9 protein-coding genes and 1 riboswitch are annotated in these 12,861 nt (G+C 71.7%); of the genes, 6 read left to right on the top strand and 3 right to left on the bottom strand.

Going from position 1 to position 12,861, the window contains the following annotated elements; genetic code table 11:
• Positions 1-3 precede the first annotated feature (3 nt).
• Positions 4-1,683: a DUF5691 domain-containing protein gene (locus IGS69_RS21545; protein ID WP_190902174.1), complete on the top strand. Its 1,680-nt coding sequence runs from the start codon at positions 4-6 to the stop codon at positions 1,681-1,683.
• A gap of 461 nt (positions 1,684-2,144) precedes the next feature.
• On the opposite strand, the gene IGS69_RS21540 is transcribed toward IGS69_RS21545, so the two are convergent.
• Positions 2,145-2,561 carry a cobalamin B12-binding domain-containing protein gene (locus IGS69_RS21540; RefSeq protein WP_185014672.1) on the bottom strand — a complete coding sequence of 139 codons (417 nt, stop codon included), beginning with the start codon at positions 2,559-2,561 and terminating at the stop codon, positions 2,145-2,147.
• Positions 2,562-3,100: 539 nt separating this feature from the next.
• Here IGS69_RS21540 and IGS69_RS21535 point away from each other — a divergent pair.
• Positions 3,101-3,964, top strand: a complete 864-nt coding sequence (locus IGS69_RS21535) for an esterase/lipase family protein (RefSeq protein ID WP_190902173.1) — start codon at positions 3,101-3,103, stop codon at positions 3,962-3,964.
• A 219-nt stretch (positions 3,965-4,183) separates the two neighbouring features.
• Positions 4,184-5,785, top strand: coding sequence for a M23 family metallopeptidase (locus IGS69_RS21530; protein WP_232543604.1), 1,602 nt, complete (start codon positions 4,184-4,186; stop codon positions 5,783-5,785).
• Positions 5,786-5,842: 57 nt separating this feature from the next.
• Here the strand turns inward: IGS69_RS21530 and pcrA are convergent, their stop codons facing one another.
• Positions 5,843-8,356 (bottom strand): DNA helicase PcrA, encoded by a 2,514-nt coding sequence (gene pcrA / locus IGS69_RS21525; protein ID WP_190902171.1) that lies wholly within the window; start codon positions 8,354-8,356, stop codon positions 5,843-5,845.
• Positions 8,357-8,685: 329 nt separating this feature from the next.
• Positions 8,686-8,844: riboswitch (cyclic di-AMP (ydaO/yuaA leader) on the top strand.
• Positions 8,845-8,852: 8 nt separating this feature from the next.
• Between pcrA and IGS69_RS21520 the strand changes: the two genes are divergently transcribed.
• Positions 8,853-10,028, top strand: coding sequence for a C40 family peptidase (locus tag IGS69_RS21520; protein ID WP_190902170.1), 1,176 nt, complete (start codon positions 8,853-8,855; stop codon positions 10,026-10,028).
• Positions 10,029-10,105: 77 nt separating this feature from the next.
• Complete coding sequence (locus IGS69_RS21515; protein ID WP_190902169.1) at positions 10,106-11,047, top strand: SLAC1 family transporter; 942 nt, start codon at positions 10,106-10,108, stop codon at positions 11,045-11,047.
• On the opposite strand, the gene IGS69_RS21510 is transcribed toward IGS69_RS21515, so the two are convergent.
• Entirely contained in the window at positions 11,025-11,378 is a 354-nt protein-coding gene (locus tag IGS69_RS21510; protein WP_190902168.1) for a hypothetical protein, read from the bottom strand. The genes IGS69_RS21515 and IGS69_RS21510 overlap by 23 nt on opposite strands.
• A 420-nt stretch (positions 11,379-11,798) precedes the next feature.
• Between IGS69_RS21510 and IGS69_RS21505 the strand changes: the two genes are divergently transcribed.
• Positions 11,799-12,857 carry a C40 family peptidase gene (locus IGS69_RS21505; RefSeq protein ID WP_190902167.1) on the top strand — a complete coding sequence of 353 codons (1,059 nt, stop codon included), beginning with the start codon at positions 11,799-11,801 and terminating at the stop codon, positions 12,855-12,857.
• Positions 12,858-12,861: the final 4 nt, after the last annotated feature.

Raw genomic sequence — 12,861 nt, 5'->3', positions numbered from 1 at the left:
CTCATGACCAGGACCTCCGCTCCTGTGGACGCGCCCGGCGCGGACGTCTGGGAGGGGCTCGTCACCACCGCGCTGCTGGGCACCGACCGCCGCACCCCGCCGGGCACCGCACCGGGCCCGGACGCGCCCGCGGCGCTGCTGGACGCGGCGGCCGTGGAGACCGTACGGCGCCGGGCCGGTCGGCGCCCGGCGCGGGCGGCCGAGCCTCTGCAGCCTGCCCCGGAGGACCCGCGTCCGGCCCTGCCCCCGGCGGCCGCCCGCCGACTCGCGATGCTGCTGGCCGACCGGCCCGGCCCGTCCGGCGGCGGCCGGCGGGGAGCGGCGCCCGATCTGACGGAACTGCTGCCGCAGTGGCTCGCTTTGGCGAACGCCCGTGGGTTCGCACCCCCTCCGCAGGTGCTCCCGGCGTTGCTGGACGCGGCCCGGGGCCGTACCGATCTGCGGCCGGCGGCGCTGGAGTTCGCGGGGCCACGTGCCCTGTGGCTGGCCCGGCTGAACCCGGACTGGCGGTTCGCCCTGCGTGCGACCCCGGGCGGCGGAGCGGCCCCGCCGCAACCCCAGGACGACGAGAGCGTCCAGCAGCTATGGCAGGAGGGCCTGTTCGCCGAACGGGTCGCCCTGCTGTCCGCCCTGCGGTCCCGCGAACCGGCCGCCGCACGCGACCTGCTCGCGACGACCTGGGCGACGGAACGGGCCGAGGACCGGCTGATGTTCCTCGACTCCCTGCGCGCGGGCCTGAGCCCGGACGACGAGCCGTTCCTGGAGCAGGCCCTGGCCGACCGCAGCCGCAACGTCCGGGCGACGGCGGCGGAACTGCTGTCCGCCCTGCCCGGTTCGGCGCTGGCCGCGCGGATGGCGGTCAGGGCCGGGGCGTGTGTGGCCATCGACCACACACGGACCGCACAGCCCGGAGGGAACGGCGTCGAGAACGGGGAACCAGCAGGGACCACGACGAATGCTCCGACGATCGCCGTCGAGGCTCCGCACGAGTGCGATCCGGGCATGGAACGCGACGGCGTCGTGGCGAAGGCCCCCGCAGGACGCGGCGAACGGTCCTGGTGGCTCGGTCAGTTGGTGGAGGCGGCACCGCTCGCGACCTGGCCACGGCGGCTCGGCGGACGCACGCCCCAGGAGATCGTGGCGCTGCCGGTGGCGGACGACTGGCAGGGCGAACTGCACGCGGCGTGGTGCCGGGCGGCGGTGCGCCAGCGGGACGCCGAGTGGTCACGGGCGCTGCTCGGCGAGCCGTCGGCGGCGGACGCGGGTGGTCCGGGTGCGGTGTCGCTGGCCGAACGCGCCAAGCTGCTCGGCACGCTGGACGCCGCCGAACGGGCCGAGTGGGTGGCCGGTTTCATCGCCGCGCACGGGTTGTCCGAGGCCTTCCAGCTGCTCGGGGTGTGCGCGGTGCCGTGGGCGGCGCCGCTCGGCCGGGCGGTGGTGGACGCGCTCAACATCGCTCGGGACGCGGGGAGTTATCCATGGAGTTTCAGCGGAGTCATGGGCCTGGCCGAGCGCTGCCTCGATCCGTCCGAGGCCTCCCGGCTCGACGCCCTGCTGGCCGTGCCCGACGAACCGGAGGACGCGTCCCCCGGAGCCGGCGGCTACTGGGCGGAGGCCTTCCAACGCCTGGTCACGACCCTGCGCTTGCGCGCGGCGATGACCGAGGAGCTGGAAGGGGCCTGACGCCCGTCAACGGAGGAGCTGCGAGGGGGCTGACCCCCGTCCACCGAGGAGCTGGAAGGAGCCTGCCCCCCGTCCACCGAGGAGCTGGGAGGGTCCTGCCCCGTCCGCGGCCTCGGCAACGCGCGCCGCAACCCGTTATCCGCGACCCGTCTCTCTCCACGCGCCACCCGTCTCTCTCCACGCGGCAGCCGGCAGCACCAGGCGCCGCCCGGCAGCCGGCCCTTCGGTGCACGCAGACGACTCGTGGGAGCACACCGAGAATGCGTTGGGAGCACACCGAGGATGCGTTGGTCGTTGGAGCACACCAAGGCTTCGTTGGAGCACGCCGACGACCTGGGCGGCCGAGAGAAACAGTCGTTGCGCCCCGCCGAACCGGGGACGCACCGGCCCCGGCCGGGCAACGAACCGGTGGCGCACCGGCCCCGGCCGGGCAAGGGAGCCCGGGCCGGACCGCCGGAGTTCTATGCCTGCGCGGGCTGGCGGGCGTTGGTCCTGACCCAGTCCACGATCGACCCCGTCGTCGCGCCCGGGGTGAAGATCTCCGCGACGCCCTTCTCCTTCAGAAGAGGGATGTCCGCCTCGGGGATGATCCCGCCGCCGAAGACCAGGATGTCCTCCGCGTCCCGCTCCTTGAGCAGTTCGATCACCGCCGCGAAGAGCGTGTTGTGCGCTCCGGAGAGGATGGACAGGCCGATCGCGTCGGCGTCCTCCTGGATCGCCGTGTCGACGATCTGCTCGGGAGTCTGGTGGAGGCCGGTGTAGATGACCTCCATACCGGCGTCGCGCAGGGCCCGCGCGATCACCTTGGCCCCGCGATCGTGGCCGTCGAGCCCCGGCTTGGCCACCACCACGCGGATCGGACCGGCTGCCACACCCATCACTGCCTCCATGAAGCGACTACATCCATCCGTACCGACAAGTACCGCACACATCGGGCAAGCCGTACACGCCGCACCGCACGGACACCCCACCCCGAACCGTCCGGGCAAGTGAACGAACGTTATCTCCAGGATCCCGCAACCGGCAGTTTCGCGGTGGACAGCGAGGGGGAAATCACACGATGGGACAAGCGCAAGGGGAGTCGCACCGAAGTCGCCGTACCGCCGCACCGACCACGCACCGCGGCGGAACCGCGCCTCGGCGAAGGCACACAGGCCAAGCACCGCACGCACAACACGCAGGGCACGCAGGGCACGCAGGGCAGACACGGCGCACCAGCGGGGAGCCTCGTCACCCCACCGATCGGGGACCCCCGTCGCACCACCGGCGTCCCACACGCCACACGCCGCGCTCTGCCCTCGCAGCTCACGCGGCTCACGCCGCTCTCGCGGTCATCGCCGGCCGTCTTCGCAGCTGCTCCCCACGAGGGCACATGGGGGGCGCAGGCGTCCTCCCGCGTGCCGACAGGAGGACGGCCATGAAGGTCACCAGGGCGGCTCTGCCCTTTCTACCGTTCTGCGAGCGCCTGCTGCCGGGCAGGCTGGCGGGACTCTCCCTGGCTCTCCTCAAGGCCACCGCACTGGAGATCGCGATCCTGGCCGGGCATCTCCTCCTCTACCCGTCCGGCATCACCCAGGAGCGGCGCACCCCCGTCCCGGCCCTGCCCGTGGACGGCGCCGCCCAACTGCCCACGGAGGCCAAGCCTCCGGTTCTGCTGCTGCACGGCTTCATCGACAACCGCTCGGTCTTCGTCCTGCTGCGCCGCAGCCTCGCCCAGCACGGCAGGCAGCGGATCGAGTCCCTCAACTACTCACCCCTGACCTGCGACATACGCGCGGCCGCCGAGCTGCTCGGCCGTCGCATCGAGGAGATCTGCGAGCGCACGGGGGCCGGGCAGGTCGATGTCGTCGGGCACAGTCTCGGCGGCCTGATAGCGCGTTACTACGTACAGCGTCTCGGCGGCGACGCACGCGTGCGGACCCTTGTCACGCTCGGCACGCCGCACTCGGGGACCCGGGTGATGCCCGTGGCGGACGCGCACCCCATCGTGCGCCAGATGCGCCCCGGCTCACCGGTGCTCGAGGAGCTCACTCTGCCCGCCCCTGACTGCCGTACGCACTTCGTGGGCTTCTGGAGCGACCTGGACCATGTGATGGACCCGCCGGAGACGGCCCGCATCGATCATCCGGATCTGATGGCGCAGAACGTGCGTGTGACCGGCATCGGTCATCTCGCCCTGCCCGTGCACCCCGCCGTCGCCAACGGCATCCGGCAGGTCCTCGACACGGCCCACCCGGGTGAACCCTCCACCGAACGCGCCGCCGGTCTGACAGTCGCCTGAGACTCGTCATACAGCGATCACTCGGCACCACAGCACCGATCAAGCTCGAACAAACTTCGAACACAGAGCCAAACCCGTGCCCGCCGTCCGCCAAAAGACGGTCGAATGCCCGTTTCCTGCGCGCGCGAAACCTGCCGAAGATTGTCGTGCCCGCGTACCGCCGGGTACAGTCGCCGCACTGCTCTGGCAGCCCCTGTTGTCGAGGCGAAAGAGAAGTTGGTGAACGACCGTCACCCGTCGGGGACCATGACCCCGGCTCCGGCTTCCGACGCCGCCTCCGCGCACTACGCGTCGTACGGCACCCAGGAAGCCCAGTACGGCGACTTCACCACGTACGGCGACTACGCCGCCACCGGTTTTGACGCCACCGGTGCCCACCCCACCGGTACCCACGGCGCCGGTTTCGACGCCACCGGGCACGGCACCGCGAGCTTCGCGACCGACCCCCTCTTCGGCGACATGCCGGGCAGCGGCCAGGACATGGGCACTTACGGCACCGGCCACTGGCCCACCGGCACGCACGAGAACGTGCACTACGACGCCTACGCGGCCCAGCACCACGCCGCCTACGACACCGGCGTCTACGACACGACCTCCTGGACGCCCGAGCAGCAGCCCATGTCGGCCATCCCCTCCCAGGCCCCGTCCCCGGACGTCAGCGGGCAGTGGGACGCGGGCGCCTGGCTCCAGCCCGACCAGGCCGGCAACCCCGCCGACCACACCCAGCACTGGGAGTGGGGCACGCAGACCTTCGACACGGGCGCCTACGACGCGACGCAGTGGAACGCCGACGGCACCGCCGCACCGGCGCCCGACGCGTACGAGCACCCCGCCGAAACCTTCGACCAGCACGGGGCCACGCCGTTCGACCAGCTCGAGACCGCGACCTTCGACCAGCTCGAGACCGCGACTTTCGACCAGGTCACGTACGACGAATCCGCCGGGGCGGACTACCGCGACCCCGCCGCGGACGGCGATGAGCCGGCCGCCACGGGTGAACTGCCCGTCGTCGCCCCGCTCCTGGACGACCAGGAGGACGTCACTGCGGCCCCCTCCCCCCGGGCGGCCTCGCGCGCCGGCTCCCGCTCCCGCCGCCGTACGCCCCCCAAGCGCTCGGCGCTGATGACCATCGCGGTGCCCTCCGCCTGTGTGATGGGTGTCGCCGGGATCGCCGCCGCCTCCGTCGGCACGCTCTCCGACGACAGCGCCGCGGAGGCGCAGACGACGGCGGCGGACGCGCAGCCGGTCAAGCCGGCCGCCGCCAACAACAAGCTGGACACGCAGCTGCAGAGCCTGTCCGCCGGCGCCGACGACTTCGCCGACCGGGCCAGCCGTACGCAGGAGCGCATCGACCTCAAGGCCCAGCAGGTGGCCGACAGGAAGAGGGCGGCGGAGGAGGCGGCCCGCAAGGAGCGGCTGCGTCCCAAGTTCGCCCTGCCGGTCGCGCGGCACGGACTCAGCGCCTACTACGGGCAGTCCGGCATCAACTGGATGTCCCTGCACAGCGGCATCGACTTCCCCGTCTCGTACGGCACGACCGTGATGGCCGCGACCGACGGCACCGTCCGCACGCAGTGGAACAGCGCGTACGGCAACATGATGATCGTGACCGCGAAGGACGGCACGGAGACGTGGTACTGCCACCTCTCCACGTACACGGTCGCCTCGGGTACGACCGTGAAGGCCGGCGATCCGATCGCGCGCTCCGGCAACTCCGGCAACTCCACCGGACCGCACCTGCACTTCGAGGTGCGCCCGGGCGGCGGCTCGGCCATCGACCCGCTCCCGTGGCTGCGCAGCCACGGCGTCGACCCGTCGTAACGTCCCGGCAGCCCCCGCCCGTCGAGCGGACGGGGCCCACCGGCACTTCTCAGGGCGCTACAGCTTCTCCACCGGCGCGTACCGCAGCAGCAGCCGCTTCGGCTTGGTGTCGCCGAAGTCGATCGTCGCCTCGGCGTTGCCGCCCGTGCCCTTGACCCCGACGACGGTCCCGAGTCCGAACTGGTCGTGGGTGACCCGGTCCCCGACCGCCAGTGACACCACGGGCTTCTCCGAGGTGCGGCGGGTGGCGAACCCGGAGGCGCCCGACGCCGACGAGCGCGAGCGGGACGACGACAGCGAGGCCGCCACCGCCGAGACCGGCCCGGAGGACGCGGGCGCGGTCGCTCCCGTCCGCTTCCACTCCACGTGGGCCGGCGGGATCTCCTCCAGGAACCGGGAGGGGGGGTTGTACGAGGGCTGGCCCCAGGCGCTGCGCAGCGTGGACCGGGTCAGGTAGAGCCGCTCCCGCGCGCGCGTGATGCCGACGTAGGCCAGGCGCCGCTCCTCCTCCAGCTCCTTGGTCTGGCCGAGGGCGCGCATGTGCGGGAAGACGCCGTCCTCCATGCCGGTCAGGAAGACGACCGGGAACTCCAGGCCCTTGGCGGTGTGCAGGGTCATCAGCGTGATGACACCGTCGCCGTCCTCCTCATCGGGGATCTGGTCGGAGTCGGCGACCAGCGCGACCTGTTCGAGGAAGTCGGACAGGGTGCTCTGCTCGTCCTCGCCGCGCTCCTGCTCGAACTCCATGGCGACGGCCGCGAGTTCCTGGAGGTTCTCGATCCGGGTCTCGTCCTGCGGGTCCGTGGAGGCCTGGAGCTCGGCGAGGTAGCCGGTGCGCTCCAGGACGGCCTCCAGCACCGTGGCCGGGCCGGCGCCGGACTCGACGATGGTGCGGAGGTCCTCCATCAGCGTGTTGAACCGCTTGACGGCGTTGGTGGAGCGCGCGGCCATGCCGTACGCCTCGTCGACGCGCTTGAGCGCCTGCGGGAAGCTGATCTTCTCGCGCTGGGACAGGGCGTCGATCATCGCCTCGGCGCGGTCGCCGATGCCCCGCTTGGGGACGTTGAGGATGCGGCGCAGCGGCACCGAGTCCTCCGGGTTGGCGAGCACCCGCAGGTAGGCCAGGACGTCCCGGACCTCCTTGCGCTCGTAGAAGCGGACGCCGCCGACGACCTTGTAGGGCAGGCCGACGCGGATGAAGATCTCTTCGAAGACACGGGACTGGGCGTTGGTGCGGTAGAAGACGGCGACGTCGCCGGCCTTGGCATCGCCCGCGTCGGTGAGGCGGTCTATCTCCTCGGCGACGAACTGCGCCTCGTCGTGCTCGGTGTCGGCGACGTAGCCGGTGATCTGTGCGCCGCTGCCCGCGTTGGTCCACAGGTTCTTGGGGCGGCGGGACTCGTTGCGCTCGATGACGGCGTTGGCGGCGCTGAGGATCGTCTGTGTGGAGCGGTAGTTCTGCTCGAGCAGGATCGTCGTGGCGTCCGGGTAGTCCTCCTCGAACTGGAGGATGTTGCGGATCGTCGCGCCGCGGAAGGCGTAGATCGACTGGTCGGCGTCACCCACCACGCACAGCTCGGCGGGCGGGACCTCCGCCTCGGGCGGGACGTCGACGGGGTGCTCAACGGTGCCGACGAGCTCGCGGACGAGGGCGTACTGGGCGTGGTTGGTGTCCTGGTACTCGTCCACCAGCACATGGCGGAAGCGGCGGCGGTAGTGCTCGGCGACGTCCGGGAAGGCGCGCAGCAGGTTGACCGTCGTCATGATCAGGTCGTCGAAGTCGAGGGCGTTCGCCTCGCGCAGCCGCGACTGGTACATGGCGTAGGCCTGGGCGAGGGTCTTCTCGAAGCCGTCGGTGGCCTGGGCGGCGAAGTCCTCCTCGTCGATCAGCTCGTTCTTCAGGTTGCTGATCTTGGCGCTGAAGGACTTGGGCGGGAAGCGCTTGGGGTCGAGGTCCAGGTCGCGGCAGACCAGGGCCATGAGGCGCTTGGAGTCGGCGGCGTCGTAGATCGAGAAGGAGGAGGTGAAGCCGAGCTTCTTGCTCTCCCGGCGCAGGATGCGCACGCACGCGCTGTGGAAGGTCATGACCCACATGGCGTTGGCGCGCGGGCCGACGAGCTGCTCGACGCGCTCCTTCATCTCGCCGGCGGCCTTGTTGGTGAAGGTGATCGCGAGGATCTGGCCGGGGTGCACGTCCCGCTCGGCGAGCAGGTGGGCGATGCGGTGCGTGAGCACCCGGGTCTTGCCGGAGCCGGCTCCGGCCACGATGAGCAGCGGGGAGCCGGAGTGGACGACGGCGGCGCGCTGGTTGTCGTTCAGCCCTTCCAGCAGCGCGGCGGAGTCGATCACCGGGCGGGGGGCGCCGTCGCGGTAGTAGCCTCCCCCACTCTCGGCTCCGCTCGAGCGGGGGGACCCCCATCGGTGCGGGGGCGCGTCGAACTTCCCGTCGAACAGATCGTCCGGAATCGGCTCCGGTACGTGATCGTCCTCGGGTGGCGGCGGGGGCTCGTCGGCCGGGCCCCGCTGGGCCTGGAGGTTCGCCAGGAAGTTGTCGTCAAAGAGGCTGCTCATCGCTCTCCGAGTCTAGGGCGCCCCACTGACAGCCCGCCGCCGCCCTGAGAACATCGCCCCGCGCCGGGGCACCCGCGGGCCGGACCGGCGGCGCGTTGTCGCCCTCCATGACAGCACGATCACGGGCTGCTACACCCCCCGCAATTGCGGATGATTCGTGATCAAACCCCCTCGATCGCTCACTCTCGGCAACGCTCGGGAACAAGGTCACGAAAATGTATCGGGCATATCACCCATCAACCTTCACAGGCGCCACACGAGTTGGCTACCGTGCGACCAGGCCGCATGACCCCCACCGGCGAACGTCGCCGGGCCGCGCGGCCTCCGCCGAGTCCGGCACGCCGCAGCGGCAGCCGGAGCCGGGGACCCAACCGTGAACCTGGGGTGAATCGGCCCGGCTCCCTGTACGGAGACGGCCGTAGGGCAAACCTTCCGAACCACCCGCCCGAACCCGACAGCTAACTCGGTAGGCGGAACGTGGAAGGAGTCGCCTCCCTTGGCGTCGCACCGCAAGTCGCGCCCTACGGGTACGCGCGTGGCAGGCATACGGACCCCCGCCCTCGCAACGGCGGCCCTCACCTCCGTGGCCCTGCTGTCCCAGTCGGCCAACGCCGCCCCCGCGGCCGACGACAAGCCCAGCCTGGAGGAAGTCGAGAAGAAGGTCGACGACCTGTACCGCCAGGCAGAGTCGGCGACCGACAAGTACAACGCGGCCAAGGAGCAGACCGCGAAGCAGCGCAAGCGCGTCGACACCCTCCTCGACGACGTCGCCGAGCGCACCCAGAAGCTCAACGAGGCGCGCGAGGAGCTGGGGTCCTTCGCCTCCGCCCAGTACCGTACCGGCGCCGCCGCCCCGGACACCGCGACGTTCCTGCTCGCGGACACCCCGCAGGACTACTTCGACCAGACCCAGCTGATGGACCGGATGACCGGCCGGCAGAAGGTCGCGGTCGACGACTACGTCACGCAGCAGTCCGAGACGATGAAGAAGCGGCAGGAGGCCACCGAGAGCCTCGAGACGCTCACCGACTCGCAGGCCGGCCTGCGGACGGCCAAGGCCACCGTCCAGCGGAAGCTCGCCGACGCCCGCGAGCTGATGTCGAAGCTGACCGCCGAGGAGAAGGCCCGGCTCGCGGCGATCGAGAAGGAGAAGCGGGCGGAGGCCACCCGGAAGGCCGACGAGCTGGCCCGGCAGCAGGCCGCGCAGCAGAAGGCCCAGGACGAGGCGGCTCGGCAGCAGGACAGCGGGTCCTCCTCGTCGGGGTCGGGTTCCGGCTCGTCCTCCTCGACGGCCCCGGCCGACTCCTCGTACGCCACCAAGGCCGACAAGGCGCTCGCCTTCGCCCGGGCCCAGATCGGCAAGCCGTACGTGTGGGGCGCGGTCGGCCCCGGCTCCTACGACTGCTCCGGCCTCACCGGGGCCGCCTGGAAGGCCGCGGGCGTCACCCTGCCGCGCACGACCTACGACCAGGTGAACGCCGGCACCACGGTCCCGCTCTCCCAGGCCCGGCCCGGCGACCTGGTTTTCTTCTACGACGACGTCACCCACGTCGGGATCTACATCGGCAACGGCATGATGATCCACGCCCCGAAGCCCGGCACGTACGTGCGCGAGGAGTCGATCTACTACGACGGCGAGTCCGCGATCCACAGCGTGGTACGCCCGGCCTAGAAGTCCCGCCAGGTTTTTGAGGGGCACACGCGCGTGCCCCTCTCTCAACCCGCGCGGCGCTCTCTAGCATCGGCGCTATGTCCGGTCCCTCCCTGTTTGCCACCTGGTGGGCGACGTATGCGCTGGCGACCGGCATCGTGTCGGTCGGTCTCGACTCGGCGGGGTACGAGGTCCTCTCCCGCATCGCCCTCGGCCTGGCCTGCGCGGCCTGGCTGGTGGCGGCCGCGGGCCTCGCCCAGCGGTGGCACGGCGTGTGGCGGGCGGAGACGCCTGCCGCGCTCACCCTCGTGGCGGCGACCGCCGTCCTCGGCACCGGCTTCTCCGCGGCAGGCCGGCAGCACCTCGCCGAGGCTCTGCTCGCCCTCGCCATGCTGCTCTGGGCGGTGCTGCTCACCGCGGAGACCCAGGGGTGGCGCGGAACGGTGTTCCTGCGGTGTGTGGCCACCGAAGGGCTCGCCGTGCTCGGCGCGACGCTCGCCGCGGCGGATTCGGCGGCCTGGCTCGCCCACGCGGCCCTGGTGCTGTTCTGGCTCGGGCTCGCCCTCTACTGTTTCGCCCTGTTCCGCTTCCAGCCCCGGCAGGTGGAGGAGGGACGCGGGGACCACTGGCTCGCGGCGGGCGCCCTCGCCGTGTCCTCGATGGCCGGGGCGAAGCTCCTCAGTGCCGACAGCTCGCGCCTGTACCTGTGGAACGAGGAGAACAGCAGCGCCCTGCGCACGACGACCGTCACGCTGCTCGTGCTCGCGCTGATCGCCTGCGTCGCCCTGATCCTCGCCGAGCTGTTCTGGCCGCGGCACCACTACGACGTGCGGCGCTGGGCGACCGTGTTCGCCGTGGTGGTGACGGCGGCGGCCACCCTGGCGGTCGCCGCCGCGCTCGACGTCGCCTGGCTCGACGCCGCCGGGGAGGTGCTGCTGTGGATCGCGGTGGCCGCCTGGCTCGCGTGCACCGCCTGGGCTCTCGCCGCCGCCCGGGCCGGCGCCCGGCGCTCCCGGGTCAGGTCCAGAGCACGGCGATGAAGATGTTCGCCGTGGTCAGCAGACCCACCAGGCCGAAGAGCCCCTTGTCCACCTTCTCGTCGTCACGCTTCACATAGACCAGGCCGAGGATCACGATCAGCAGGGCCAGCTTCACGCCGATCTTCACGTTGTTCACCGACTGGTCGTCGGCCTGGTTGAGGCCGACGAGAACCACTCCGGTGACCAGCATCGTGAACGCGCCGTGCAGCATCGCGGGGGTGAAGCGGGCGGTACCCTCGCCCATCGCCTTCATCTGGGTGAGGAAGCCTCCCAGGAGCGAGGCGATGCCGATGATGTGGAGGCCGACGAAGAGGTGGATGAGTACGTCCATGAGGCCGGAGCCTAATGAGGGGCCTAGAGGCACCCGACACCGGCCCAGTGATGCATATATGCGCCCCATAGCACCCGATCACGGTCACTCGCTCAGAATCCGGCGCATCGGTCATCACGCTGAGTGAAGTGGGCGGCGCCCCGGCGGGTCCACGGTCGCATACGGTCACCGTCGGTCCTCTCGCGCCACTTCCGCACACCCGCCACGGGCCCGGTACGGCGACGTTTAGCGTCCTCCACCAGGTGCCCGGCTCCCCACCGCCGCCCGGGCCAGGGGCGGCAGTCGGACACCACCGCCGAAAAGTCCGGCGGCGATCCGCTCCCCCTGTGCGGGCCGTCGCCGGACGCGCAGGCCGCCCGTCCGCTCCCCCCGGCAGCCGCACCCACCCCTCGGCGGTCGAGGAAAGGACGTGGCCTCCAGGTGGCAGCGCACCGCAAGCCCCGACAGCGCTCGACGGGTGGCAGCAAGGCCCGTACGGCCGCCACGATCGCCCTCGCGGGCGCGGCGACGGCGACGGGCCTGGACGGCACCGGACACGCCGAACCACAGCTCAGCCCCGCCCAGGTCAAGGCCGAGGTGGACGAGCTGTACCAGGAGGCGGAGGTCGCCACCGAGAAGTACAACGGCGCGAAGGAGAAGGCCGAGGCGGCCGGGCAGCGGCTGAAGGACCTCCAGGACCAGGCGGCGCGCAAGGAGGAGCGGCTCAACTCCGCCCGCGACGCGCTGGGTTCGGTTGCCGCCGCGCAGTACCGGGCCGGGGGCCTCGACCCCGCGGTGCAGCTCGCCCTGTCCGACGATCCCGACCGGTACCTGGAGAACGCCGAGTTCGTGGAGCGGGCCGGCAACCGGCAGAACGCCGCCGTCGCGGGCGTGCGCAGACAGCTGCGGGAGATCGAGCAGCTGCGCGGGGCCGCCCACATCGAGCTGACGTCCCTGAAGTCGCGGCAGACGGAGCTGAAGCGGCACAAGAAGACGATCACCGGCAAACTGGGCTCGGCACGGCAGCTGCTCTCCCGGCTCAGTGTGCAGGAACGTTCCCGGCTGGGCGCATCGACCGACCGTGCCTCGCGCTCGACGGGCCCGCGGGACACCCTCACGGCCCCCGGCCCCGCCACGGCCCAGGCGCCCAACTCCCGCGCCGCCACGGCCGTCTCCTACGCCTACCAGAAGCTCGGCAGCCCCTACGTCTGGGGCGCCACCGGCCCGAACGCCTTCGACTGCTCGGGCCTCGTCCAGGCCGCGTACCGTGCCGCAGGCGTCTCCCTGCCCCGTACGACGTACTCCCAGATCGCCGCCGGCCGCCGCGTCTCCCGCTCCGAACTCCTCCCCGGCGACCTGGTCTTCTTCTACGCCGGCATCAGCCATGTCGGCATCTACGTCGGCAACGGCCGGATGATCCACGCACCGAACCCCTCCGCGCCGGTGCGTGTCGCCCCGCTGGACGAGATGCCGTTCGCGGGGGCGACCCGGGTGGTGTGAGCGC

The sequence above is a fragment of the Streptomyces tuirus genome, from assembly GCF_014701095.1.
Lineage (GTDB): Bacteria > Actinomycetota > Actinomycetes > Streptomycetales > Streptomycetaceae > Streptomyces > Streptomyces tuirus.
Note: the sequence above shows the minus strand (reverse complement) of the source record. Positions and strands in the feature narration are given on the sequence as shown.